At 41.4% G+C, this 26,607-nt stretch carries 29 protein-coding genes; 2 read left to right on the top strand and 27 right to left on the bottom strand.

The genetic code is table 11. The features are described from left to right. Positions 1-77: 77 nt before the first annotated feature. From ABN702_RS08265 to ABN702_RS08220, 10 genes are all read right to left on the bottom strand, one after another. On the bottom strand, positions 78-1,511 hold the full coding sequence (locus ABN702_RS08265; RefSeq protein ID WP_417900224.1) for a dihydrolipoyl dehydrogenase family protein: 1,434 nt from the start codon (positions 1,509-1,511) through the stop codon (positions 78-80). Between the two features lies 1 nt (position 1,512). Next, positions 1,513-2,766: a dihydrolipoamide acetyltransferase family protein gene (locus ABN702_RS08260; protein WP_417900223.1), complete on the bottom strand. Its 1,254-nt coding sequence runs from the start codon at positions 2,764-2,766 to the stop codon at positions 1,513-1,515. 17 nt (positions 2,767-2,783) lie between these two features. After that, positions 2,784-3,779 carry an alpha-ketoacid dehydrogenase subunit beta gene (locus tag ABN702_RS08255; RefSeq protein ID WP_417900222.1) on the bottom strand — a complete coding sequence of 332 codons (996 nt, stop codon included), beginning with the start codon at positions 3,777-3,779 and terminating at the stop codon, positions 2,784-2,786. Continuing rightward, on the bottom strand, positions 3,776-4,846 hold the full coding sequence (gene pdhA / locus ABN702_RS08250) for a pyruvate dehydrogenase (acetyl-transferring) E1 component subunit alpha (protein ID WP_417900221.1): 1,071 nt from the start codon (positions 4,844-4,846) through the stop codon (positions 3,776-3,778). The genes ABN702_RS08255 and pdhA overlap by 4 nt, the downstream gene beginning before the upstream one ends. A gap of 18 nt (positions 4,847-4,864) precedes the next feature. Further along, positions 4,865-5,971, bottom strand: a complete 1,107-nt coding sequence (locus ABN702_RS08245; protein ID WP_417900860.1) for a Leu/Phe/Val dehydrogenase — start codon at positions 5,969-5,971, stop codon at positions 4,865-4,867. Between the two features lie 70 nt (positions 5,972-6,041). Beyond that, positions 6,042-6,431: a thioesterase family protein gene (locus tag ABN702_RS08240; protein WP_417900220.1), complete on the bottom strand. Its 390-nt coding sequence runs from the start codon at positions 6,429-6,431 to the stop codon at positions 6,042-6,044. A gap of 205 nt (positions 6,432-6,636) precedes the next feature. Next, positions 6,637-7,431, bottom strand: coding sequence for an ABC transporter ATP-binding protein (locus ABN702_RS08235; RefSeq protein ID WP_417900219.1), 795 nt, complete (start codon positions 7,429-7,431; stop codon positions 6,637-6,639). Further along, positions 7,409-8,431 carry an ABC transporter permease gene (locus ABN702_RS08230; protein WP_417900218.1) on the bottom strand — a complete coding sequence of 341 codons (1,023 nt, stop codon included), beginning with the start codon at positions 8,429-8,431 and terminating at the stop codon, positions 7,409-7,411. Before ABN702_RS08230 ends, ABN702_RS08235 begins: the two co-directional genes overlap by 23 nt. Before the next feature lie 75 nt (positions 8,432-8,506). After that, entirely contained in the window at positions 8,507-9,511 is a 1,005-nt protein-coding gene (locus ABN702_RS08225; RefSeq protein WP_417900217.1) for an ABC transporter substrate binding protein, read from the bottom strand. Positions 9,512-9,794: 283 nt separating this feature from the next. Further along, a complete protein-coding gene (locus ABN702_RS08220; RefSeq protein ID WP_417900216.1) occupies positions 9,795-10,742 on the bottom strand; it encodes an NAD(P)H-dependent flavin oxidoreductase in 948 nt (315 codons plus the stop codon). 237 nt (positions 10,743-10,979) lie between these two features. On the opposite strand from ABN702_RS08220, the gene ABN702_RS08215 reads away from it, so the two are divergent. After that, a complete protein-coding gene (locus tag ABN702_RS08215) occupies positions 10,980-11,498 on the top strand; it encodes a gamma carbonic anhydrase family protein (protein ID WP_417900215.1) in 519 nt (172 codons plus the stop codon). Positions 11,499-11,612: 114 nt separating this feature from the next. On the opposite strand, the gene ABN702_RS08210 is transcribed toward ABN702_RS08215, so the two are convergent. Further along, positions 11,613-12,593, bottom strand: coding sequence for a DUF4179 domain-containing protein (locus tag ABN702_RS08210; protein ID WP_417900214.1), 981 nt, complete (start codon positions 12,591-12,593; stop codon positions 11,613-11,615). A gap of 3 nt (positions 12,594-12,596) precedes the next feature. Beyond that, on the bottom strand, positions 12,597-13,133 hold the full coding sequence (locus ABN702_RS08205) for a sigma-70 family RNA polymerase sigma factor (protein WP_417900213.1): 537 nt from the start codon (positions 13,131-13,133) through the stop codon (positions 12,597-12,599). A gap of 181 nt (positions 13,134-13,314) precedes the next feature. Here ABN702_RS08205 and ABN702_RS08200 point away from each other — a divergent pair, with 181 nt between their 5' ends. Next, a complete protein-coding gene (locus tag ABN702_RS08200; protein ID WP_417900212.1) occupies positions 13,315-13,743 on the top strand; it encodes a VOC family protein in 429 nt (142 codons plus the stop codon). A gap of 371 nt (positions 13,744-14,114) precedes the next feature. Here the strand turns inward: ABN702_RS08200 and ABN702_RS08195 are convergent, their stop codons facing one another. The 15 genes from ABN702_RS08195 to ABN702_RS08125 all read right to left on the bottom strand — a co-directional run bounded on the left by ABN702_RS08195 (position 14,115) and on the right by ABN702_RS08125 (position 26,447). Further along, positions 14,115-14,537 carry a GNAT family N-acetyltransferase gene (locus ABN702_RS08195; RefSeq protein ID WP_417900211.1) on the bottom strand — a complete coding sequence of 141 codons (423 nt, stop codon included), beginning with the start codon at positions 14,535-14,537 and terminating at the stop codon, positions 14,115-14,117. A 4-nt stretch (positions 14,538-14,541) separates the two neighbouring features. Further along, a complete protein-coding gene (locus ABN702_RS08190; protein ID WP_417900210.1) occupies positions 14,542-15,102 on the bottom strand; it encodes a GNAT family N-acetyltransferase in 561 nt (186 codons plus the stop codon). After that, a complete protein-coding gene (locus ABN702_RS08185) occupies positions 15,103-15,837 on the bottom strand; it encodes an alpha/beta fold hydrolase (RefSeq protein ID WP_417900209.1) in 735 nt (244 codons plus the stop codon). Between the two features lie 14 nt (positions 15,838-15,851). Further along, positions 15,852-17,321 (bottom strand): S8/S53 family peptidase, encoded by a 1,470-nt coding sequence (locus ABN702_RS08180; RefSeq protein WP_417900208.1) that lies wholly within the window; start codon positions 17,319-17,321, stop codon positions 15,852-15,854. Between the two features lie 215 nt (positions 17,322-17,536). Beyond that, positions 17,537-18,112 carry a delta-aminolevulinic acid dehydratase gene (locus ABN702_RS08175; RefSeq protein WP_417900207.1) on the bottom strand — a complete coding sequence of 192 codons (576 nt, stop codon included), beginning with the start codon at positions 18,110-18,112 and terminating at the stop codon, positions 17,537-17,539. A 269-nt stretch (positions 18,113-18,381) separates the two neighbouring features. Next, positions 18,382-18,555 carry a hypothetical protein gene (locus ABN702_RS08170; protein ID WP_417900206.1) on the bottom strand — a complete coding sequence of 58 codons (174 nt, stop codon included), beginning with the start codon at positions 18,553-18,555 and terminating at the stop codon, positions 18,382-18,384. Positions 18,556-18,687: 132 nt separating this feature from the next. Further along, entirely contained in the window at positions 18,688-19,152 is a 465-nt protein-coding gene (locus ABN702_RS08165; protein WP_417900205.1) for a helix-turn-helix transcriptional regulator, read from the bottom strand. 164 nt (positions 19,153-19,316) lie between these two features. Beyond that, positions 19,317-20,024: a DNA alkylation repair protein gene (locus ABN702_RS08160; RefSeq protein WP_417900204.1), complete on the bottom strand. Its 708-nt coding sequence runs from the start codon at positions 20,022-20,024 to the stop codon at positions 19,317-19,319. A 248-nt stretch (positions 20,025-20,272) separates the two neighbouring features. Further along, on the bottom strand, positions 20,273-20,530 hold the full coding sequence (locus ABN702_RS08155) for a hypothetical protein (RefSeq protein WP_417900203.1): 258 nt from the start codon (positions 20,528-20,530) through the stop codon (positions 20,273-20,275). Between the two features lie 79 nt (positions 20,531-20,609). Next, entirely contained in the window at positions 20,610-20,993 is a 384-nt protein-coding gene (locus tag ABN702_RS08150; protein WP_417900202.1) for a nucleoside 2-deoxyribosyltransferase, read from the bottom strand. A 10-nt stretch (positions 20,994-21,003) separates the two neighbouring features. Continuing rightward, a complete protein-coding gene (locus ABN702_RS08145) occupies positions 21,004-21,555 on the bottom strand; it encodes an AAA family ATPase (RefSeq protein WP_417900201.1) in 552 nt (183 codons plus the stop codon). 68 nt (positions 21,556-21,623) lie between these two features. Then, complete coding sequence (locus ABN702_RS08140) at positions 21,624-22,721, bottom strand: hypothetical protein (RefSeq protein ID WP_417900200.1); 1,098 nt, start codon at positions 22,719-22,721, stop codon at positions 21,624-21,626. A gap of 372 nt (positions 22,722-23,093) precedes the next feature. Further along, positions 23,094-24,350 carry an ATP-binding protein gene (locus ABN702_RS08135; protein ID WP_417900199.1) on the bottom strand — a complete coding sequence of 419 codons (1,257 nt, stop codon included), beginning with the start codon at positions 24,348-24,350 and terminating at the stop codon, positions 23,094-23,096. A gap of 199 nt (positions 24,351-24,549) precedes the next feature. Continuing rightward, positions 24,550-25,323 carry a YibE/F family protein gene (locus tag ABN702_RS08130; protein ID WP_417900198.1) on the bottom strand — a complete coding sequence of 258 codons (774 nt, stop codon included), beginning with the start codon at positions 25,321-25,323 and terminating at the stop codon, positions 24,550-24,552. Next, on the bottom strand, positions 25,320-26,447 hold the full coding sequence (locus ABN702_RS08125; RefSeq protein WP_417900197.1) for a YibE/F family protein: 1,128 nt from the start codon (positions 26,445-26,447) through the stop codon (positions 25,320-25,322). The genes ABN702_RS08130 and ABN702_RS08125 overlap by 4 nt, the downstream gene beginning before the upstream one ends. Positions 26,448-26,607: the final 160 nt, after the last annotated feature.

The raw sequence follows: 26,607 nt of genomic DNA, 5'->3' as shown, positions 1-26,607 counted from the left end.
ATTTAATATAATGGATTATTCAGTACTCTCGCAAGAGTCCCATTTAAAGCTAGAATGCTTTGACGTGCAAAAGTGTCTTATAACGTTACCTTGCTGTTCTTGATTGACGGCGGCTTGTGTATTGCTTTGTTGGATAGATCCTCAAGGGACTCCAGGAAATTTTCATTAAGACTCGGATGTGGAAACAATGGGAAAAGCAGATCTTCTTCCCTTCCTACCATTTCGAGGGCCACAATCCCTGAGGAAATGAGTTCGATGGCGCCTTCTCCCATCATGTGGACGCCAAGAATAAGCTCCGTCCCGGCTTCACTGATTGTTTTGATCAAGCCATCCTTCTGTCCGAGGATGGATGCATAGCCGTTAGTCCTGAATGCCGATTCCCCGATTGTAATTTCATATCCCGCGTCTTTTGCCTGTTCTTCTGTGAAACCGACTGATGCGATGGGAGGAATCGTATGCAGAACTCTGGGAACGAATGTTAGGTCTACCTCTGATTGGAAGCCAGCGATGCTTTCTGCTGCAACTTTTGCTTGTTTAATCGCCTTAACAGCAAGCAAAGGTCCTTCTGTGATATCCCCAATTGCGTAGATGTGGTCAACGGAGGTCTGGCAGGCATCTCTCACTTTTACAGCCCCGCTGGCATTCAATTCGATACCAGCTCTACTTACACCTAATCCATCCAATGTTCCCTCAGGCTGAGATGCAACAAATAAATGGGTACTCATCAAGGTCTGCGTTTTTCCTTCCGCACTTTCTATTTCCATTTCCCAGCTATGATCGAAATAATTGGTGCTCTTTACTTTGACATCTTTGATCAGTTTGATTTTCTGTTTTTTGCATTGCCGGGTGAGCTCTTTATTGATGGAATCATCAAAAGTGAAATCCTTTTCATTTTCAGGAAAGATCAATGTCACTTCCGAACCAAATTTTCGGAAGCACATGGCTGCTTCCACCGTAAAATCGTCATTCCCATACAAAATTAGAGAAGCAGGAACTACATCTAGTTTCCATAATGTTGTTATGGTTAAGTAATCGTCTTTTATATCTAAAAGGGGCTTTTTTTCTCTACCTGCAGCAATGATTGCATGCTTAAATGTGTAGGTATCATACTGATGGCCGTTTTCCACCCCTATTTTGTCAGGTGAAAGAAACATCGCTTCGCCTTTTATTACTTCTATTTTATTTGCTTTACAGAGCGATTCAATTCCCTGCTTCAACTGCTTGATAGTAGCATTCTTGTACTCCTGCAAGGTTGCCATATCGAAAGTAGCATCATTGGTTTGGATACCCATGCTTTTCATGCCAGTCAAGCGATGCAGGTTTTGTGCTGCTGCTGTATGTACCTTGGACGGGATACACCCTTCGTTCAGGCACAAGCCACCAATTTCCCCTTTTTCGATCAGGGTAACCTGCAAGCCTAGCTGGGCTGCACGAATGGCGGCATGATATCCCCCTGGCCCGGCACCAATGATGACGAGGTCCCGTTCCTGTGTCAGTTCTCCTACTACCATATTAGACCAACTCCAGCAATAATAGTTTTGGCTCTTCCAACAATTCTGTCAGTCTGTTTGTGAAAGCTACTGCTGTTGCACCATCTGCCACTCGATGGTCAAAGCTCATGGAAATGTTCATCATCGATCTGATAACAATCTCATCCTGGTCATTTACTATCGGCCTCTTTTTCGTTTTATGGAAGGAAATCAAACCCACCTCAGGTTGATTGATGATCGGTGTTGCCCCGATGCTTCCCCCTAAAGGACCGACATTGCTTATTGTGAATGTGCTCCCTGTTATTTCACTAATGGTAAGCCTGTTTTCCTGTGCTTTTACAGTAAGCTCCTTCAGCTCATTATGAATGGCTAGCAGCGACTTCTTTTCCACATTTCGCACAACAGGTACAATCAGGCCTTCTTCGGTATCGATGGCCACTCCGATATGATGTTCTTCGTGCAGCTCAATCAGTGCTTTATCTTCATTAAGACGTGCGTTGAAAATAGGGTATTCCCTTAATGAAATGCTGATGGCCTTCACAAATAAGGCGGTTGCAGAAACACTTACTTTACGCTTTTTCCAAAACTCACGCATCTCCAATATGTTCGTTACATCCACTTCTTCAAAATGGGTGCAATGAGGGATGGTTAAAAGGGATTGAGACATTTTGGCCGCAATCTGCCTTCTTCTTCCTTTAAAAGGAATGGTCGTTGATTTGACCTCAGCCAGACCTTTTTCCTCCGTTTTCTGCTTCGTTGACTTCAGAGGCATGTCTTGCTGGATTTTCTTCTTTGTTCCGAAGTTTAGTACATCTTCATCAGTTATTCTCCCAGCAGGACCAGAACCTGTGACCATTTCAATGTCTACCCCATTTTCCCTTGCAAGCTTTCTAGTATATGGGGATGCCATCGTACGTCTGGTCTTGGACTTTTCCTCCTCTGATGGGACTGAGTGTACCGTTGATTCTTTGGAATAGTATTTGGTTTCTGTTACCGAATGAGCCTCAACTGCAGATGCAACCTCCGCTTCACTTTCATGTGCCATTCTTTCCAAAATAAAGATCGTCGTTCCCACTGAAATCGTCTGGCCGACCTCCACCTTCACCTCTCTGATCACCCCTGCATAGGGAGCAGGAATTTCCGCTGTCATCTTATCAGTCTGAACCTCGACCAATGGCTCATCAGGGTTCACCTGGTCTCCTGGTTGGACGAAGAGTGCCAACACATCTGCCTGGGTCATGCCCTCGCCTATATCATGTAGCTTCACTTCTATCATCACTGCACCTCCAAGGCCTAAAACTTCATCACTTTTTCTATGGCTGCCAAAACTCGTTTACTTGTAGGCAAATAATAATCCTCAAATCCGAAATAAGGTACCGGGACATCAAACCCTGTTACCCGCTCAATTGGAGCCTTTTGATACAGGAAGGATGTTTCGTTGATGATGGCCATCACGTCCCCGCTGACACTTGTAGCAGCATGTGCTTCATGAATGATGACAGTCCTTCCCGTTTTCTGGACGGACTCGGAAATGATATCCTTATCAATCGGGTATAGGCTTCGAAGATCGATTACCTCACAGCCGACTCCCTTTTGTTCCATTTCTTTAGCTGCCTGCATGGCAACAGGGATCATTGCACCCCAGGCAATGACAGTAACATCGTCGCCTCCCTTGCAAATCTTTCCTTTTCCGATCTCCACTGTATACTTTCCTTCCGGTACTTCCTCTCTTTGCGAACGATAGCAGCGCATCGGCTCCAAAAACAGGACCGGGTCCGGGTCTTCGATTGCAGAAATCAAAAGACCTTTTGCATCATAGGGATTGGATGGGCAAACCACTTTGATCCCGGGCATATGGGTAAATAGTGCTTCCGTTGAGTCCGAATGGATTTCTGGAGCTCTTACTCCTGCACCATAGGGGGCCCGTATTACCATCGGTGCGGTAAAATGCCCCATCGTTCTAGCTCGGAGTCTGGAGGCATGGGTCATAATCTGTTCATATGCTGGATAGATGAATCCAAGGAACTGAATTTCCACCACTGGTCTGAAACCGTTGATAGCCATACCAATCGCGGCTCCAACAAATCCGGCTTCACTCAATGGGGTATCCATCACGCGGTCTTCCCCGAATTTCGCCTGCAATCCTTCTGTTGCCCGGAACACTCCACCGTTGACGCCAATATCCTCCCCCATCAGCACAACGTTCTCATCCGTTCCCAACATGGTATCCAATCCGTCTGTAATTGCCTGGACCATTGTCAAGGTATTCGTTTTAATTGCCGTTTTCATCTGGTTTCACCCCTTAACACTTGAAGAAGGTCTTGTTTTTGCTGCTGAATTCCCCAGGTTGGCTTTTCAAAAACATGGTCGAACATGTCTGCAGGATCCGCTTTAGGGAAACGTTCCATTTCTGCTATTGCGCTGTCTATTTCCTCTGAAATTTCGTCAAGCCATACGGATTTCTCTTCCTCATTGAACCAGCCATTATTTTTCATGAATCGCTCCAAGCGAAGGATGGGATCTCTCGTTCCCCTTCTTTCTTCACTTTCCTGCTGGTTTCTATATTTGGTCGGATCATCTGCCGTGGTGTGGGCGCCATACCTCCAGGTAACCGCCTCAAGCAGAGTAGGTCCTTCCCCATTTCGTGCCCGGTCCAATGCTTCCAGTGTGAGGAAATAAACCGCAAAAATATCATTGCCGTCGATCCGGTAGCCAGGCATGTCATAGGCCAGGGCTTTCTGGGCAATAGTTGCGGTTTTCATCTGCTTGGACAAGGGAACGGAAATGGCATAACCATTGTTCTGGTTGAAAAAGACGACAGGAGCCTGAAGAACGCTTGCAAAGTTCAAGCCTTCGTGAAAGTCACCCTCCGATGTCGCGCCATCACCAAAATAGACGATACTTGCATTCTTTGTTCCTTTTCTTTTCTCGGCGTATGCTGCTCCAACTGCATGTGGGAGCTGAGTGGCAATAGGGATTCCCGGGGGAAACACCTTTTTGCCTTCTGCAGGAACACATCCTTCATTTCTGCCATTCCAAAAGAGCAGGATATTTCGCAAGGAATGCCCGAATGTCATTGTTGCTCCATGGTCACGGTAGGATGGAAATAGCCAGTCTTCTTCTTTTAAAGCAAGAGCACTTCCAACCTGGGAGGCTTCCTGTCCCTCGTATGGGGCGTAGGTTCCAATTCTTCCCTGTCGCTGAAGGCTGATCGCCTTTTTATCAAACGTACGGATCCGCAACATATTTTTATAAAAAGTTTCTGTCAGTTCTTTGGTTATTTTTGATGAGTATTTCTCACTTGTAAGATTTCCGTTTTCATCCATCAATACTTTTATCGGAAATTGGTTCTCCATTCCTTTTCCCTCCATCTATTATACTCTCACAGACCATTTTGGACGTTTTGAATGGGTGAAAAAGCTGTTTCGGCGTGTACGGTCCGCCAGACGCTGTTCACAAAAATTATTGGCAGCTTCCACTGTCGTAATATTCATTTTTTCGGCCTCTTTATATACATCCATCAATGAATTATAGATGGCTTTCGTTTTTCTCAGAACTCTTTCTTTATTAGGCTCATATAGCTCATCAGCCACTTGGATGAGACCACCGGCGTTTACGATGTAATCAGGTGCATAAAGAATCCCTTTTTCCTGCAGCATCGCACCATGATGGTTTTCAATCAACTGATTGTTCGCAGACCCGACTACCGCTTTCACTTTTAATTGTTCCACTGTATGATCATTGATGATGCCGCCAAGCGCACACGGAACAAAGACATCCGCTTCCACAGAATAGATTTCATCTCCGCCTACCACTTTGATTCCGGCTCCAATCTCTTTTGCTTTAGTGACCAATTGATTAATTGCATACTCATTGATATCTGAAACATACAAGTCAGCACCTGCATGTAAAAGCTGCTCAGCCACTTTTGCGCCGACTTTCCCAAGCCCCTGGATCGCATAGCTTTTGCCATATAGATTTTTGGAGCCCCATACAGTCAAGTTGGTTGCTTCAATACCGTAGATGACGCCCTGAGCTGTCGGTACCGATGAATCACCGCTGCCGCCGTATACTTCATCCACACCGACAATACAGTTCGTTTCTTTTAAGGAATGTACAAAATCCTCAGGGGACGTTCCCATATCGGTTCCTGTATAGAAGCGGCCATTCAGTGACTCGACAAACTGTCCGAATGCTCGGAACAGCTCAGGGGATTTATCCTTAATGGGATCCCCGATGATGACCGCCTTCCCTCCGCCAAAGTCCACGTCAGCAGCTGCACATTTATATGTCATTCCTTTAGAAAGGCGCAATACATCAAAAAGTGCCGCGTCAACAGATTGATAAGGCTGCATGCGACATCCTCCGAGTGCTGGACCCAATGTAGTGTTATGTATGGCGATAATTGCTTTTAAACCTGTATCAGGATCATTACAGAAGACCACCTGCTGATGATTCTGGATTTTGTCGAACATATCCATTCCCCCCACTTCAGAAGTAAGCGTTTTCAAATTTGTCAACACGACCACCCTTTTTATCTAATATTCTTGTTTAGTCTTGCCCTATTATTCTATTTATCTTGCTTTTTGGCAGTACAGCCTGCTTTACTTCCCCTGTTCCAACAAGCCTTTCCCCCGCCTTAACGGTGACTTCTGTCAGAATACTATTCCGGTTCAAGCTGATCACTGTTGCTTCCAGAACCAATTCTGTTCCTTCGGCTGCAGGTGAGAGGTGTTTTACGGAAACCTCAGCTCCCATCCCCTCTTCCTCCTCTTCCAAAAAGGGAAGAATGATTTGACGCGAAACCCATTCCATATGATAGACCATGGTGGCCGTGGAATAGACTGGGTGAACCACTTTCCCTTCGAATTGCGCAAACATGGAGGGAGTAACTTTGACTGACAGACTCTTTTGAGTGCCTTCCTTTAAACCAGCCTTCAACTTCTTCACCCCAAAACGTATAACGTTTATTCAACGCTATAATAACATTTCGTTAAATAAACCGTCAATAAATTGTAGAAATTTTGTAAATAATCACTTCATTTTGATAATTGAGCATTAGAATGCATTGTTCCCCTTATCCTTACCAGACGAAAAAACCGGAACACATAAAGTGCCCCGGCGGATTCTTAATTTTTGTCTAACCTTAACTCAACAGAGCTCGGTCGTTAGCCATCTGCTCGCCACGTATTCTCTGGAACTCTTGTAGTAGCCGCTCGATGGTCAATGTCTTCTTTTCTTCTTCTCCGACTTCTAGGATAATCTGCCCCTTGTCCATCATGATCAGGCGGTTTCCAAGATCGAGTGCCTGCTGCATGTTATGCGTCACCATAAGTGTGGTCAGCCCTTTTTCAGCGACAATCACCTTGGTGATATTGGTGATAAGCTCTGCACGGGATGGGTCAAGCGCAGCAGTATGCTCATCAAGCAGGAGGATCGAAGGCTCGGTAAAGGTCGCCATCAGCAAGGAGAGTGCTTGTCTCTCTCCTCCTGACAACAGACCGACCTTGGCTGTCAAACGGTTTTCCAAGCCAAGATGGAGCGTTTCCAATACTTCTTTAAAATATGTTCTTCTTTGTTTGGAAACTCCACGCCTAAAGGTGCGTGTTCTGTTTCGAGAATATGCCATTGCCAGATTTTCCTCGATTGTCATGGACGGTGCCGTCCCTGCCATCGGATCCTGGAACACTCTGCCGATATATCTTGCGCGTTTATGCTCAGACATGAAGGTGACATTTTTCCCATCAATCTCGACTGTCCCTGTGTCAGGCGTCAATACGCCTGAAATCATATTCATCAGGGTTGACTTTCCGGCACCGTTACTTCCGATGATGGTGACAAAATCGCCTTTATCCAAGGATAGATTCACATGATCCAAAGCATTTTTTTCATCCAAGGTACCCTCATTGAACACTTTGTTAATCTGAGTTAAGTGAAGCACGCTCATCACCCTTTCCTCTGGTTGCATTCAAAGTTTGCAGCTTCAGCATTTTTTGCCGCTTCCGCTTTCTTTCCTTATATGCATCCATTATTTTAGGTGCAACAAGTGCTATGATAACAATAGTGGCAGTGATAATTTTCATATCGCCCGTTTCCAGGAAATCTACACGAAGTGCAAGTGTTACGACTATCCGGTAGATGATCGCCCCACCGATTACAGCAAGTGTGGTTCTTGCAATTGTTTTTGTTCCGAATAGGGCTTCTCCTATGATGACGGAGGCAAGTCCTATAATGATCATCCCGATGCCCATTCCCACATCGGCAAATCCGCCATGCTGGGCAATCAGTGCGCCAGAAAATGCGACCATTGCGTTCGATACCCCAAGCCCCAGGATGACAAGGCCATTTGTATTTGCTGAAAAGCTGCGAATCATTCTCTTATTGTCACCGGTAGCTCTTATCGCAAGTCCAATTTCCGTCTTAAGGAACCAATCCGTAATAAACTTGATTGCGAGCGTTACGATGATCATGACAAAGATGACACCCCAGGTTCTTGGAACAAACTCCCCTAACCCGACGGAGGCAAATGCATTATTGATAAGTGGATCAATGCCTGTCCCCTCCCACCATGTACGAAGCTTTGTAAAGAAAGTCTCCGTATTCAGCATGGGAACGTTCGACCTGCCCATGATTCTTAGATTGATGGAATACAAGGCAATCATCATCAGAATTCCTGATAATAAAGCATTAATTCTTCCAAAAGTATGTAAGGCTCCGGTGATACAACCTGCTACAAAACCAGCAGCCATCGCAACGACCGTAGCTAATATCGGGTTAGACCCATTTACAATCATTGTTGCAGCAACCGCTGCCCCTGTTACAAAGCTACCATCTACTGTAAGGTCCGGAAAATCAAGGACCCTAAAGGATAAATATACCCCTAGGGCCATGATTGCGTAGATGATTCCTAATTCGACTGAACTGAAAATTGCTATACTCATGTTAGAATCATCTCCTTGTTGTCTTGAAAATTTGCTGTTTTCGCAGCAACAAACTTTACGAAAAGAGCCTAAAGATTATTTGCCGTCAAAGAATTCGGCGATTTCCGTCCAGGCATCCTTCACTTCCACACCTTGTGCTTCTGCAGCTTTTGTATTGATGACAAGCTTCAGATTCTGTGGGTAGGATACCGGGATTTCAGACGCTTTCTTCTCGCCTTTCAGAATCTTCACTGCCATCAGTCCTGTTTCATAGCCAAGATCCTCATAGCTGAATCCGCTGGCAGCTACAGCTCCAAGCTTCATGGAATCAAGCTCACCTGCAAACAATGGAATCTGCTCATCATTTGCCACACCAACTACAGTCTGGAATGCAGATACAACTGTATTATCAGTTGGGATATAGATGGCATCTACACGTCCGATGAAGGATTCTGCGGCCTGCTTAACCTCGGCAGAGTTTGAAACGGATGCTTCCACCAATTTCGCACCCTTTGCTTCCACTAGTTCTTTCAAAGCTTCTACTTGAACAACAGAGTTTTGTTCTCCGGCATTGTATAGTACCCCAATGGATTTCGCCCCGATCTCACCAGTCATAAAATCAACTGTACTGGATAGAGCATCTGGATGAGTATCGGACGTTCCCGTAATGTTGTCGCCTGGCTTGTCAAAAGACTCTACCAATTCAGCGCCAACAGGATCAGTTACAGAGGTGAAGACGATTGGAATGTCCTTTGTTGCCTGAAGCGCACTTTGCGCACTAGGAGTGGAGTTGGCAAAAATCAAATCCACTTCATCCGCAACGAAATTCCCTGCAATCGTTTGGCTGTTGCTCATTTCCCCTTGTGCAATCTGAACATCATACTTTACATTCTCGCCTTCTTTGTAGCCGTTTTCCTCAAGTGCCCTCTTAAACCCAGCAAAAGCAGCATCCAAGGAAGGATGTTCCACAATCTGGGTTACACCGATGACGACCTGTTTCTCTTCCTTATCGCCTGTGCTTGTGGAATTTGACCCACACCCAGCCAATAACATGAAGCTTGCAGTTAATGCCAATGCTGATTTCAAACGAAACTTTTTCATAAATATCCCCCTTATATTTTGTAAAAGCTTGCAAAATGAAAAATATTACAAGCTAGTAAACCCGGAATAATGAAGCTCTTACAGATTATGTATTCTATCATGATAAAAGAGAGATTCGTTTTTTCAACGTTATATTAACACTCCATTTTTTATAGTGTCAATATATTCTAAAAATTTTATATATTTTATTATTTTAAGATAAATACGCCATCCATCCCAAAAACCCTTTTTTTCTAACAGAATAAAAAAAGACCTCCGTATTACTGGAAGCCTTTTTCAAATCTTATATTAGATTACTGGCACGCATTAATTCTTCCTTTGCGTCCTTCATTATACAGACGAATAGATCTTCAACACTCGGAATATCTGAAATGATGCTTGAAATCTGGCCGCCATTGATAAACCCTCTGTCTAGTTTTCCTTGAAGAGCCCCAAGCTTGTGATGCTCCTCTGTCGTCAAGCCGTTGAAGTCCTCTAGTGTTATTCCGATTGCCTCTTTTTCTAACAAGTAGTCTGAATAGGGAGTTTTCAATACCCTTCTTACTCTCCCCACAGAACGTCCTACAATGACAGTTCCCTGATCATCAGCAGACAGAAGGGTATTCTTGTATTCCTCGTGGAATGGAGCTTCCTTTGTAGCAATCAGTCTCGTTCCCATTTGGACGCCAGATGCTCCGAGTGCAAGTGCAGCTGCAAGACCTTTTCCGTCACCTATCCCTCCAGCAGCTGCAATCGGGACGGTGACCTTTGAAGCGATTTGCGGAATCAGGGTGAACGTAGTCGTTTCTAGATTCGAATTGATTCCTGCTGCTTCATATCCCTCTGCTACTATAACATCCGCTCCTGCTTTTTCAGCTTTCACCGCCTGCTTAGGGGAAGCCACTACACAAATGACCTTTACACCATGCTCCTTCAATTTTGGAATAAAAGGAGCAGGATTTCCGGCAGAAAGTGAGACCGCCTGGACGGCATGCTTGATGATCATACCCAGTATTTCTTTTGTATAGGGGGACACAGAAAGTGCAACATTGACCGCAAAAGGCTTGTTGGTAAGCTGCTTTGTTTCTAGTATTATCTTTTCCACTTCTTCCGGCTGCATCGTTCCGGCACCGATTGTTCCCAGGCCTCCCGCATTCGAGACAGCGGCAGCAAGCCGGGCATTACTGATATTCCCCATTCCTCCTTGAATGATTGGTAGTTGTATATTCAATATATCTATTAATTTATTCATCTATTCTTTCACCCCTCGTAAAAATAATGTTATACTAATTTTAATATTTAGACAATACGAAAAGTGGAGGGCGCTCGCTCTGGGACGTACAAATTGGACTGAGCTTCCTGAGATATAGGAAACACGAACAGCACAAGCGTCGATGTTGACTTATCGTAGGGAAGTGAGGGAAGTTTGATAGTCCCAAGTGCCCGGAGCTGGACAATACGAAAAAGGACCGAAAGGGGTAAGAGGCTTATGCTATATCGATATGGTGGGAAGGAACCAAATGTGGGTTCATCTGTGTTTGTGGCACCGGGGGCACATATTATAGGGGATGTTACCATCGGTGAAGAGTCGACCGTATGGTTTAATGCTGTACTGCGTGGTGATGAAGGACCAATCAGCATCGGAAAGAAATGCAGCATCCAGGATAACGTGACAGCTCATCTGTATGAAGGGTTCCCGCTTGTAATTGAGGACGAGGTAACAGTTGGACATAATGCGATTTTGCATGGTTGTACCGTGAAGAAAAGATGTATTATCGGGATGGGGTCTACCATCTTGGACGGAGCGGAAATTGGGGAAGAAAGCATCATAGGTGCGAACACACTGATCCCTTCCGGAAAAAAGATTCCTCCCCGTTCGCTAGTTGTCGGATCTCCGGGCAAAGTTATTCGGGAAATCACGGACAAAGATGTGGAACTAATTCAGCTATCGATTGATACATATGTACAGAAAGGGAAAGAGTATATGTTGGAGTTGAAGGAGAGATAATCTTCACCAGAATTAAAAGCAGAAGACTCGTCAATTTGGCGAGTTTTTTTATTTACTATTTTTATGTATTTAAAAAGAGCATTACCGTTGTTTCAGTAATGCCCCTCTAAGATTCTAATTTATAGGGATAAGGTCACTCAACAAAACCTGATCCATATCATGAGCCACCAAATAATATTTCTCATCCTTCAACGTCAGTCCATTAATTCGGATGGTGGAAACTTCCCCTTGTTCATTGGATACAAAAGAGCTACCCCCATTTTCCTTTAACAATCCATCTTCTGTTTGAATGGAAAAGTAAATATTCTCGCTTGCGCTCTTGGATAAATCATAGTAAATCGTCGTGGAAATCGGTGTGGAAACTATCTTATCTATTGTGACAACCTCTCCGTTATTTAAAGTGACTTCTTTATTCAGAGCAAATACTTTCTTCTGTTCGAGCAAATGTTTTTGAGAAATATTCACATCATACGTCCAAGGTTGTTCTATTACGGTATCGAATTCCCACTTATCATAACTGATCTCAATATTTAGTTCCTCTGTCTCAAAGGCTTGACTTAAATCTATGTCATTATAAATCGTAAACATGCTATTGTTCAATTCAATGGATTGTGCACCCGTTGTAACCGTATAGTCTTGCCCATTGATTTTCACTGTCGGAAAAATATTTGATTGATAGTCAAAGTCCACATTTTCTGCTGGCAAAAAGGTTGCACTTAAAAATAGGTGCTGATCATCCATCATAACCTCATTCAATGTCAATTTTCCTATACCGTTCTCTGCTGTTTCTCCAATTACTGTTTTAAAGGAGGAATAATCACTTGGCTGCAACTCATTAATATATTTTTCAATAGGTTCTGCAACAAAAGGCATGCTTGCAATGGTGCCTCGGTCCATTGTTATCGTTGTGGCACCGATCACACAAGCTGCCACAACCGCAATGCCTGCCATTACCCATTTTTTCTTCCTTTGATTCGGAATGATTTTTTGATGGACATCCTTGATTATCCGTTTTCTTTCACTTATCGGAAGAGGAATCTCTTCAATCTCACTAATATCAAGTTTCACATCATTCAACTCTTTATAGATGTTCATGCCCTACACCTCACCCTTTAATAGTATGGTCCTCAATCTTTTTCTTCCTCGCGAAAGCTTGTTGTGGACCCAAGATTCTTTTACCTCGAATTGATTTGCAATCTCCTTCGATGAAATACCTTCAACATAATAGCTTTTTAATACCGCCCTTTCGGTATCATTCAATTCCTTTAACAAGCTGCCTATATCAGGCACCGATTCCCTTATATCTTTCCGGCACAACTTGCTTTCATCAAACTCGAAAGCTGCTCTATGCTTCCTTGCCTTTTCTGATTTTCTTACATAATCAATAGATCTATACTTTGCAATAGCAGCAATCCATTGCTTAAATTCATTTTTTTCCGGATTGAAAGATTCAATATGGTACCAGATTGCCACCAATACATCGGAGAAGCATTCCTCGATATCCTGTTGATTGCCTGTAAGGTACTTCCGGACAATCGCATTCATCAATCCTCCATATGTATCAACCAGGAACGTGATACTTTCTTCATTTTTAAGCTTTATTTGTTGTACAACATTTTCTTCTGTTACCCTCAAACTGTTCCCTCCCTTGCTCTAATTTCGGTACCTGCCTAGTAGTACGTTCATTATCATGAAAACCTATCAATAATCATAAAAAAAATGGAGGAATAGAATATTCCATATTAAATTGTCTATCATGTAGATTTTCGGATAAAATAGATTTGTACTTAAATAGTGAAGAGGAGTGAAATAAAGAATGTCTGTAGATGTATATCTAGTTTTCAATGGTAACTGTCGGGAAGCAGTTGAATTTTACGCAAGGGTTTTTAAAACAGAAGCACCTAGAATCATGACTTTTGGTGATTCCCCACCGAATCCGGATTATCCACTTCCAGAGGAAGCAAAAGAATTGGTGATGCACACACGTCTTAACATCGACGGAAGCAATGTTATGTTTTCTGATACATTCCCTGGTCAGCCATTTGTGGCAGGCAACAACATAACCCTTGCTTTAATCAGTAAAAATATGGATGATTTAAAATCCTGGTATGAACAATTAAAAGATGGCGGTACCGTCGGAATGGAACTACAGGAAACCTTTTGGAGCAAGCTCTATGGTCAAGTGACAGATAAATTCGGAATCCACTGGCAGATCAACTACGACAATGGCGAAATGGCTATGTAACACATAATTCTGTCTTTTTAGTTATGTCGGAACCTGTCATTTTATGCGGTTTGTGCATATTACTGGATTTTTTCACCGCAAACATGGATTTTTGTGCATAACATGAAGATTTTTCCGCAAAAGACAGGGATTTTTCATCACAAATCTTATTTTTTGTGCATATCTCATTTTCCGGTTTTAGTAGAAAGGCCGAAATCATCAAGTTTCTTCTTTTAGACGTAGCACTATCTAAAAAAGCAAGCAGATAACCGGGCTTTCCCCCTCTGCTTGCACCTTTAGGTAAAAAATATTTCCATTTTGACCGATTTTATTTTCTACCACTACAAATTCAACAAAAAGACCAACTAAAATATAGTAAACTTGACGGTTAATTATAATACCTTCCTCAAAAAATAATGCTCATGGTCCCTGCCAACCTGGTCGAGTACCCCATACACTTCATAGCCGTGCCTCTTGTAGAAGTCCAAAGCTTGGAAGCTAAGCGTATCCACTTTGATGAAGTCGCATTTGTTTTCAACAGCAATCTCCTCTGCTTGCTGCATTAATTTGGATCCGTAGCCATCCTTGCGCAGGTCTTCATCTATCATTAGGATATGGATCTCGAGCCAATTCCAGCAGACCTCTCCCAATAACCCGCCGCGGACGTTATCATCTTCGTCCATCAAGTATAGGTTGATTTCCTGGTATCTTCCTCTTAAATCCTCCGGAAAATGCTTTAGGTTATATTCATATAGCATCTTATTTACATGGCGTTTCTTCTTGTCGTCTGTTTCCTTCGTAATGTGCAAATTCATCTTGTTAATCCCCTTTTCTGATTTTCAGCCAGTTATCTCTGGTCAACACCATATTGATGGAGTCGATCCATTCTCCCTCAAATTCCAATTCCTGCTTGTCGATACTTTCAACGATAAAGCCAGCCTTTTCATATACCTTTTTCGCTCTCGGATTAAAGTCAAAAACACTGAGAGTCAGTTGATTCAGTTTCGTATTTTGGAAAAGATGATCCATGAAAAGTCCGGTAGCTTCCGTTCCGAAACCAAGGTCTCGTCCCCTTGGTCCTATCAGTACCCGGAAGTTCATACTCTGCTTCTCTTCCTGATAAAGATTGGCCACAACCTCTCCAACCAGAACATTCAAACCCTTATCAACAATCGCAAGATCCAGGCGGCCCTTCTGATCATTCCTTGTCATGTACCATTTAACGACCGCATCCTCATCGTAATCATCGGTGCTTCCTGTCAGTTTGAAAACCTCCGGATCCTTCAGACACTCTTCTATAAAAGGAATATCCTCATCCAGAAAAGGTCGCAGGATAACCTTCTCTCCCACGATATGTGGTTTACTGCTCAAATCTATCATCTATTTCACTCCCGTTCCATTACCTGTCTTTATAAACTCCCGAAGCACTACACCCAATTCTTTCCGCTTTGTCTGCCAAATATAATGCTCTGCCCCCACCAACTCTATGTATCTAGAATTTCTTATCAGATTTGCCACTTGTTCAATTGGCCAGGAAGGTCGAATATCATTCTCTGCAAAAATAAATATTGTTGGGAGATCGAGTTCTGCAATTTCCTTCAGGAGACTGGGCCTTTTAATGTATGCTCTCCAAGAGTCAATGAGGGAACGGTGGACAGTCTTACTGGCTTCATATTCAAAGTCAGGAAGCACCTCACCGATCTCGTCTTTGTTTCTCATGTAGGCTTCCTTCCAATCTCTATCATTCTGAATTCCCGTCCCTGATATAGAAACAAAGCTTATAATAGATTCAGGATATTCAAGGGCGTAAGCGAGCCCCAAATCTGCACCCCAGGAATGCCCGATGACCACCCATTTTTTAATCCCATACTCTAGGCGAATGGTCTCCAAGTCACGTAGCGCAACATCCAAATCGTATCCATTCCCATCAAAGGTAGACCGACCGCAGCCTCTTGGATCGAACATGATGACTTCTGAAAATCCGTTAATAAGCTCAGCAACAGGCTCCATGTAATTACAGCAACCCGGCCCTCCGCTTATCAGGAGGACAGGAACACCATGACCCCGTTTCTTTGTCCAAAGCTTGGTATCCTCTATTTCCATGTATCTTTCCATTTAATTCCACCTCTTTATTTCTCCTTATACCAGTCCAACACTGAATTTGTCGTAAGCGCAATAAATTCTGGATCAGGATCTGGATGATACGGAATTTCCGGGGCATCGCTAAAATTCATCCCAAGATAAATTTTTACACATAGGGTAATTTCTAGCTCTTGTTCATTCAGTAGCTCCATCCATTGGTCCAATTCTCCAGAGGGAGCGTTTATGAGCAACTGATAAAGCCAGGCAATTCTTTCACCATCTTCTCTCTGACTCGTACGAAAATAATCCCAGTACTTCTTTCTTTCCAACTCATTCATAGGCGCTTTGAGGCCATAGGAAATTACTGTTTTTCTAACAACCGGGGATTCATCATTAAGTTGCTGCCATAATTCTTCTCTTGTAATTTTCTTCTCTTCAATTAATTCGGTCAGTGTCCTAGCTCGCATGACGACAGCCACAGACTCCTTTTCCGGTGCAATAGAATAAGGGTCTTGTCCCCTTAAGACTATCCCCATTTTCTCAACTGCTTTGGAGAAATTTATCTTCATTGCTGGAATCGCTTCATTCAGCAGTAAATCCCCATTTTGAACTAGCATTCTCTTTAAAGATTGAACATCCAACTCAGGATACCTCGCAAGCAGCTTTGCACATACCCCTGTGACCAGAGCAGCCGCACCGCAAGATCCACCAAAAAAGGAAAAGACACGCTGGGACGATTTCACTTCACAATATGGAACGGGCAAATAACTGAAAGGAGCTAAAACATCAGGGCGGACATTGCCATCTCCATTCATTCCCCATGGCACAGCAGAATGTCGCCTATGTAATTGGGGATCCGAAGCTCCACAGTCATCATAGCCTCCTACAACTAGGAAGTCAGAGGGATGGAGATTGTTGTGCGCTAGGGTATTCCCGTTAGCAGCGACAATCAAGAGGCCTGCTTGAAGCGCTGGTTGCATCGCTTGTACTAAGGGATCTTCGGCTGTAAGCTTCATCGCTCCCATTTCTCTTGTATTTGGAACCATTAGATTCAGAAGGATTTGGACATTCCATTCCTCCTGCCTTTCCAGTATCCAGGTTAATCCTTCCTCTATCTTCTTCGGCTCATATTCCGATAACATGATAAATGTAGCGGCAGGGATCAAGCCTACATGGGAATGGCCATTCATTTCAATTGGCAGATGTGACAGGAGCTGCAAGGTCATCATTCCATGCTCTACCGCTCCATTCATTGGCTGAGGTTCCTCGGAAGCAACATCCAGGCAGGATACGCTCCCATCCTCCGCCACCTTGACCTGCTTTAACCGCCCCTCTAAATGCTGAACTAGCTTATGGGGGATGATATTATCCAGAATGATGATGCCAATCTCTCTCCCTGATTCCATCACATCAGGTGCTTCAGGCAAGCCAAGTCTCTTCCAGGTCGGTTCCACACGACGCTCCATATCCTTTAGCCATACTTCTACTTTCGACTGATTATCTGTTAACTTCTCCATAATCATCTCCTTCTTTCTCAATCAAAGAAAAAATGCACTCCCCCTACTTGAAGAAATGCACCAAATATTAATCAATGAAGAACTGTAATCACATTCGTATATAGAGGTGATTATGAATAATCCACCCCTGTGCGAACTTTTTTTGCGGAATGCCTTCCGTTTACAAATAGTAGTACCCTTCTATAAGTTTCTTCTTTTAATTGGAAATTCCTTTTTTATTTTGAAAATCCAAGAACTTTTTCAGATGAATACCATTCATACAGCCAAGTCTCATTGTCGGTTGACTTGGCTAGGTCATATGCCTCTTTTTCCGATTTTCCATTTGAGATCAGCTCATAGAAAAATCGGATGATAAAATATAGCGCTGCGTTTCCATCTATGTAATCTCCTGGCCCGATGTATGCTCTGCAGCCTTGAGCAAGAAATGCCTTGGCTAAGTCTGGCCTTCCCAATGTACAGCCATTCCCGATTACCAGCCTATCAGCCAGGTTTCCAAACACCTTTATCTCTTCTGAACCGAAATTCCCCCTCGGTTCATCCAGTTCATAAACAGATTCCTCAAGCACAGGCATCAAAAGCTCCCCTTCTTCTCCATGAAAGGATAGTATAAGACAATCCGTCTCGGACATTAAACCTTCCCCTGTCAATACCTCTATCAGATCCCTCGGACGGCCTATCCAATAGGTAGTTACCCTGATTTGGAAATATTCCAGCGCTGACCGAATCGCCTGTGCTTCCATTTCACTATTCGGCCCAACGATTAATGCGACATGCTTGTTTGTTTTGCCCATGAATATCCCCCTCTAATACTCTTCTAAAATACTTCTATACTTCTCTCAAGCATATTCTTCCCCCGACTGCTTTAGTTTTTATTTTTCTTTATATCAGGAGGCACGCCTTCAAGATGATGGTACAATTCATCAGGAATACTTCCTGATAGTCCGCCTTGAGACATTACTCCGTCTTCATAATGATAATAATAGTTAGCGTCCGGTTCATCCTTGAATACTACTTTGATACTCCATGGTTGATAGGAAAGGAGGAGACTCAAAAAACTATGTTACACAACCACTCTTTTAATCTCGTTTTGTTTATACCCCCTATCTTCCTTCAAGTAAGAAAGTGTTGCTTCATGTCTTGTCTTCTCACCAGAAAGTGCGTACAAGTAAAAGAATCCTATAGGTACAATTACCATGGAAAGTGTGAAACAGACAGCTAATACTTTTTTATTCATGCTACACTCCCATTAGTTAGAGTTTTTTGAAGTCAATTCTATTGAAGATCAAGCCTTTCAGATAAATAGCAGGCTAACAAAAAAACAGGGCATAGAACGACTATCAGGAGGACAATATATATTTCCATCAGTCTAATCTCCTTTCTTGTCTTTGGATAATTCGTTTATTTTCTGTAATGCTTCTTCCCCATTAAATGAGCTATACCAGCGAAAATCAAGATCATCCAGAATCCGATAATGCTGACTGATGACATTTTGCTGAAGGCGGAATTTCCCTATTACTTTGACTTCTTTCCACCACACCTTACCTCCCATTGTTTTATCTTTTGGACTATCTATCTTTTCATGCGCAAGGGTTTCAATGACTTCCAACGGATCCGCTCCAAGAACAGAGGTGAGGATCTCACTTTCTCTAAACAGTGCACTGGCTGCTACCGTCACCGTCCAGCTTGCGGGATTTCTGCCTTTTTCGATCTGAACCAACGTTTTCTTGGAAATACCCAAAATTTCTGCCATTTTATCTTGTGTGTAGTCATATTCAATGCGAATCAATTTTAATTTATTAGAAATTAAGTTAATGACATCTGTCTGGTTCATTTTTTATTTTATAGCTCCTTTTTATCATATATGTGTAATTTTACACTTTTAATATCTGAATTACAATAATGTTCAGAAAAATATCCAGGAGTATTATTCCTATTAAAAAAATTTCAACAAAAAAGGAGCGTCAATCTTTATGGATTAACAGCCCCAACGCCACTTTAACATCTTACATATTTCCGTTTGAAACCAAGTTTCCCTCTATCCATTTCTTTTTGGATGCTCTCATAGGCATTAAGGAAACTGCTTTTTTCCTTGTCCCGTTTGACTTCTACTATACCTACTGCCTTTGCGGTCTCAATTGCCTTTTCATTGAGAGGCTTAAAAGAAATCCCAACTGTATATAGAAAATTATTCATTGCAGATTTTGTTCGTTCCGGTGAATCGAGTATTGTATTCTTCACCCTATCAAGCATATCGGAAATCTTGCTTTCGGAAAATTCATTGTCTTTCCGATTTCCTAAAAGCCAGCAATAGCAGCTCCAGCCTGCTGACATTCTAAGTTCTTCAGCGCTTGTAATCCATTTATCAGCAACGTCCTGTGCAATATCGGATTCTGCCAGAGTAACCGCCACCACATAATCGGACAGCATATAGAAATACGCTCCATCCATCCAACGATCATAATCCGACTCAGTCATAGCCTTGGGGTCTGCTATAATGCCTGCAAAATACATGGCATCATAATTACCAGTTGCATATAGCTCTTCAGCTAACCCTTGATTGATTTTTATTTTCTTTGCAATAGGTTTCATAGATCCTGTAGCCACACCAAAAAGCGGTTCTTTCGCACCATTAGATATGTACATTTTTTTAGATCGTTCCTTGCCGAGGGCTTCAAGCTCCTGCATAACCGTTTCGAAATCCATAGCTTCGCACTTCCTTTCTTTCTAATCACTCTTAATTCATTATAACAAACTAACTTATCGCCATTCATATGTGTCTCCTCAAATTATTGCCACTTTTATCGTTGTTCCTCCCATAGGCCCCAGGATAAATGCTTAATATCATTTAAAGTACTTACTTCTTTTTTTAACCACTCCATATTACCGGCAAATTTCTCCGAACATTCAAATTCAATCCTTGCAGCTTGGCGCCGTTGCACACATCTCACATGTCAGATGAATTTCCTCTTCCCTTTTGGCTTTTCCACGCATGTGCCAACGTACGGCAACAGCTCATAGTGATATTCCTTTTCGAGGCTGTCGAAGTAAATCCTAGATACTATCTCTTTGATTCCCTTTGCAGTGAATTCGTCCAACCCCCAACGTATAATAGCAATACCATCAAATAGGGTTATCTCCAACTTCATTAAATGTCCATTTCTATCGTTTGATACTTTTATTATTCTGAGATTCTTATGATTGACATACATATCGGAACCTCCAATATCTATAGAAAAGGGTTCCTCAAGTTTATTCCCCTTTCATACTGATTCATTTTGAGATTTTCCCTCACATTGTGACAAGATTATCCACCAACTCATCCAATGTCCCAATAAATTTCTCAACCTCAGGCAGATGATAGAAGGTGCTCGTAGTGGTAAAGTTGTAGATTGACTGATCAGGAGAGTAGAGAATGATTTTTTTGTTGAGACCAATAGCAATCCCCAATTCAATGTGGCTCCCCTTCCCCCCTGGTAGTATTACCACTACAAAATCGGCTTCTGCGACTGCGTCCTTTTCCAGCTGTCCGATTTGTTTCAGGTCTTCCAGTGTTGCCGCTCTTTCGTTTTGTGTCCAATCGTATGTATGGATATGGTCCAAGCTTTTTAATTTTTCGCTTATGTAGCGGACTTGGTCGATATTATTGAAGCTTGATGCAACATAAAATTTCATGATAACCTCCCTATATACTATGCGAAATTTCTACAATCGTCTGAATAACATTCTTTACTTCTTCACTGTCTCTAATCACGAAAAAATACTCTGATTCTCCTTCTGTAGGGTCTGTCACGACCTCAGTCTGCTGACGTCTCAGAACTTCTTCAAAGGTGGATGCACTTCTGAATATTTTCGTATTCCGCTCCGTTTGCGACACTCGCGCCTGAAGGACATAATCAGGGATATCAAAATGGACGAGAATGCGCACAAACTCTTCAGTAGGGAATAGCTCATTCAGAAGATATTCTCTTCCTTTTTTATACCGGTTGGAATTACATATGATCAAGTGGGAATCCGTCTGCTCTTTTGCATAGTCGACAATCAGCCGAGAGATGGCGTGTTTGAGCGTATTCGGTCCTTGTTTTGGTTGCATCTTCCTGTAATAGGTGTTGATAAATTCTGCGTGGTTATCCTGATCCATTACAATAGAGTTGTTCAGCTCTTTTTCTAGAAGTCTGGCAAACGTAGATTTCCCGCTGTGCGTTTTTCCTACGGTAAGAATCATTAGCCGTTTCATAAGGTTACCTCCTTTGTTACATAGAATTAACTAAGTAATGCATTATCCCAATCATCAAATGCAAAACTTCATCCAATCGGCACATGCTTGAACACTGATAAAAATTCTACATCCTCCCGTACATCATTAAACTCTGGCTGCTCCAAAAACATATGTATATACCTTGATCGCAGTCCACCATTACCAGTTATTTTATTCTCGGCCATTCTAAGGTGGTGTAATGTTTCATCTCTGTCTTTATGCTTAGCCCAAATACATATGGCATAGAAGAAATGAGTGACTCCTGTTCCCTGATACTCAATGGCTTTTTCGAAAAGCTTTTTTGCTTGCTCGTATCTCTTTTCCCACATTAAACATGTAGCTATGTCATGTGCCATATCACAGACTTCATCAATATTATCACTCAGCCCCTTCTCGTTTTGATCAAATTTAATTTCAATCTTCAAAACTACTTCGTTGACTAATTCATCATATTTATCCATTTCCTTTTTTCCAACATATGTTTCCAACATGTATGTAACATAACGGATATAGAACTTGTCATAATCCGACCACATTTCGTCCTCATGCAGGATATCATGATACTTCTGAATTTCCTTAAATGCCTGTTCATAATCTTTCCGTTCATATGCACACAGCCCCGAAGCAGTTTCAACAAATAGAATCCTAGAATGACGATTAGTTTCTGAAGGGCTAATCTTGGTCAATAATTCTTGATAAATGTCAAACCATTCTTCTGTTTTTCCCTCTTGAAACCACCCTACGGCCTGTGTACTGTCATACATCACCTTAATCCAATATTTTGGGCCGATATTTTCTCTTGACCATTCTAAAAATGCACGCTGTTCATCTATCATTTCTTTATATTTTTTTAAAAGAGCCAAGTTGTCCACCATTTCCCAATTAGCCCAGAAGCGATCAGTCAACGATTCAGTATCGCTCTTTTCCAAAAAATTTCTCATCATGTCCACTCTCAACTGTAAGCCTCTGTCACCTAAGTATCCATATATCTTATGTGCCAACCGAACGCTTTCAATTGAATAATTTGATTGGACTACTTCCTGTTGAACCAAATCAAAGGACTCTAACAACAATTGATCATTATCTTTAGTGGGATCCTCCAGGTTGTACTTCTTATATTCTTCAAAAACCTCAAACGCTTTCATTAGATAATACTCCTTTAATAATATATTTGTATTGCGACTGAATAAAAAGCCAAATTCAAAATAAACCCGCCTACTAGAATCTTAATATACTACCTAAAAAAACTATTTGTAAAATGGCACATATCCCGTCTTTTCTACTAATATTTGCCCTTCTTCAGACTTTATCCACTCTAGGAATATTGCTAAATTTGGATTATTAGCACTAGAAAGGTGAACGGTATAGACAGGGGCTCCCCCTCAGTCTCTCTTTACCAATTATTTCAAATTATTTTCTGGAACACAATATTAATTTTTTTTATATATGAACTTAGTCTAGGTTATCGACAGGATTATCGAGCTTACAAATAACCCCAATTCCTTTAGGAACTGGGGTTAAGACTTAGATATTTGCGGTAACAAGATAATAAACTCTGTACCCATCCCTTTTTCACTGTTCACAATCATTTTACCTTTGAAAGAACGGATTATCTGAAAGCTTACCATCATACCCAATCCTGTTCCCTTTTCCTTCAAAGAATAAAACGGAGATCCGAGCCTATCAATCTGTTTTTTTGTCATACCAATTCCTTGGTCTTTAATGGTGATTTTTATTGATTCATCATCCGTTGAAGTACAAGTAACCCATACAGTTCCACCGTCTGGCATAGACTCTACCGCATTTTTCATGATATTAATCAAGGATTGATTCAGTTTTTGAGGATTGGCATCTATCCAGCAGCTATCTTGTATTTGCGTTTTGATTTCAACTTGATGGTTTATGCTGTAGCCTTGTATGATATTTATAACACGCTCCAACTGGTATCCTGCGTTTACTTTTATATTGTTACTTATGGCGGGTTTTCCTAGCATAAGGAATTCGTCAATTATCTCATTTGCACGATCTAACTCTTCAATGGATATTTTGATATATTCCTTCTTATTTTTAGGCAGTTGTGGATCGTTCAAAAGCTGCAGAAATCCACGAGTAACCTGCATAGGATTTCTGATTTCATGAGCGAAAACACTCGACAGCTCACTAACTACCCGTAATTTTTCCGAATTTAGCAGCTCTGAACGAAGCTGATGTATCTCCTTGATTGTTTCCATTAACATTGTGAAGATCCATGTAACTGCCACTACAAAGATAAGATGAATAATTTGCACTTTCACAGCATCGATTGAAAAGCCATTTAGAATACCAAATGAAGTAAGGCCCATCAGACAGTAGTAAAAGGCTAGACCCACCGCAATTTTAACTCTTTTATCTTTATTCGAATTTGCAAATGATTTTTGGAAAAACAAAATGACAGGCAGTGACAATAATAAGACAAGAACAGTTGTGTAAAATCCAATGCTGATACCCGAATAAAGGCGATATAGGATAACCAGGCCAGAAAGAAAGACTCCTGGACGAAATCCGAGGTATAAGGTTCCAAATAAAAGCGGAATAAACCTTAAATCCAAACGGGCATCCTGACCGAAAGTTAGTGGAAATGACATGCATAATATGATGGATATCCCCCATAAAATGGTCATTAGTACGTTTTTGTTTTGATCACCCTTAACCTTCTCCGTAATAAATGTGAAATAAATAAATATAGGGATTACCATAAGCGTCAATTGCAGCAAAAAATCTTTTATTATACTCATCTTCGTACCTTTCTCATTTTTTATTCCATTTCATAACAGTTTGGATAGGACAGAATAAAAATTTATAATTCTTCCACAATTATACTTTATAGGTATCAAAGTTTGTCGACTTTTTTCTTCCATTTCACAAAAAAAGAGCTTACCTATTTTTCAGATAAACTCCCTTCTTTTGCATTTGTATTTCCATTAACTATCCAAATTAAATAGACTCGTTCTTCCCTCTTGTTCCCACTAAAAAAAACGCTGTGATCCACGAAGTAATCGGTATAATCAGTGCAATACCGATTCCGGCACAAAGTATCGTGATGATCTCCACGCTAAATACTTTGGAATTTACGATTTCCCCAACTGAATATGATAATTCCTTTAACCATAAAAACAAACCGATATATCCACCAAAGAAGGCGAAGAATAGTGTATTCGTATTGGTTCCCAAGATGTCCCTTCCGATACTTAATCCAGAGTTGAATAAAGCTTTTCGGCTAATGGTTGGATTATGAAAAAATATTTCACGCATGGGAGAGGCAACGGCTATGGCTACATCCGTGATTGCACCAATCGTGCTCATAATAATCATGGATGCTCCGACTTTTACAAAATCTACTCCAAGATACATGGAGAACATGCTGATTTCCTCAATTTCTTCTTTACCAAATCCCTGGATCATGGACTTATCTGCCACAATGAGGATAAATAATAATAAAATAACAATCGTGATAATCGTTGACAAGAAAGCAGCTTTCGTTTTAAGGTTCACTTCATTAATGAAAAACAGCGTAATACAGCTAATCAGTGCAGAGGCAATCAGAGTTAAAATGATCGGATCGGCATTCGGATCTGTCATAAATAGTATTGTAAAAAAGAGAACACCAAAATTTAATATTAAAGCGATAAAAGATCGTGCTCCTTTTCTTCCACCGATGAGTACCATTAATAGGAATAAAATAGCTGCCAGTACGAGTAATACATTCATAATCGTGCCCTCTTTCGATTAACGAAAAAAATAGATATGTATAGTCCTATCGGTATCGTTAGAACGATGCCGATTCCACCGGCCAAGGCTCGTGCCAATTCCAATGAAAGGTTGATAGAAAGTGTTATTCCAAAGGGAAAATCATTCATAAGATACAAAATAAGCATTGGAATAGAACCACTAATATAGGCAAAAAACAGAATATTTGTCATCGTCCCCATAATATCTTTCCCGATTTCCATGCCTGAAGCTTGGAGTGCTTTTACTGATATGTCGCGCTTCTCTTCATACAATCCAAAGATGGAAGAGGACATGGTAATGGCTACATCCATAACAGCTCCCAATGATCCTATCAATAATCCAGCCATAAACACCATCTGAGGAGGACTGGTCAGAAATTGCATTTCTTCATAACGGAGACCTTTTTCCTTTGTCAACCACATCACCAGAAATGTGATCAAAAGCGAAAAAAAAGTTCCTAGTAACGTCGAAACAATCGCCGCAAACGTCTTTTCATTAAAACCGTTCACCAGAAATAAGGATATTACTGTAAACAAAATGACACTTATCCCACAAATAAATAACAAACTTACATTTGACGAATGCAGAAAAATGTCCAATACAACTGATATCAATATTGCATTCACCGCTAAACTGACGATGGAAAAAAATCCTTGCCTCTTTCCAACGATAAGTAAAACAAAGACAAAAATCCATGCCACAATCAAAACATAGGTATCTCTTTTGACTCCTGTGATGGTTCCAGTTAGTGGTGAACTTTTTGCTTTGTTTGCATCTATGGAAACAAACAGTTCATTTCCTACATGGTGTTCCTGATCATATGCCCCGGATAAAGAATACTTATTTGTTAATTGGATGATTTCCCCTTTATGATTCCCGTTTTTCACTTTAGCAATGATCCCCTGTGTTGTTATAAGATCCTTATTATTAAAGGAATCAATCACTTCTTCTTTATCTTTCAAATCTGTTTCAATTACTTCTACTATCGGTTCGTCATAAAATGAATGATTGTGGTTAACAAATACAACCGATGATATAAAACAAAGTCCTAATAAGGCATACAAGAAAATATGATTGATTACCACTTTTTTAAATTTATTCACTTTTAATTATAGTTCCTTCCACTCTTTAGGTATCAACAGTACTGTTCCATTTCTCTCTAAATACTATCTACATATTTTGCATTTTGAATACTCCTATTAATATATCAACATTTCTTCCCTATTGAAACTTAAAGGGCGAGTCAATCTTAATCAAAGAGAT

It is taken from the genome of Bacillus haimaensis (genome assembly GCF_048270625.1).
In the GTDB taxonomy this organism is placed as follows: domain Bacteria; phylum Bacillota; class Bacilli; order Bacillales; family Bacillaceae_I; genus Sutcliffiella_A; species Sutcliffiella_A haimaensis.
Note: the sequence above shows the minus strand (reverse complement) of the source record. Positions and strands in the feature narration are given on the sequence as shown.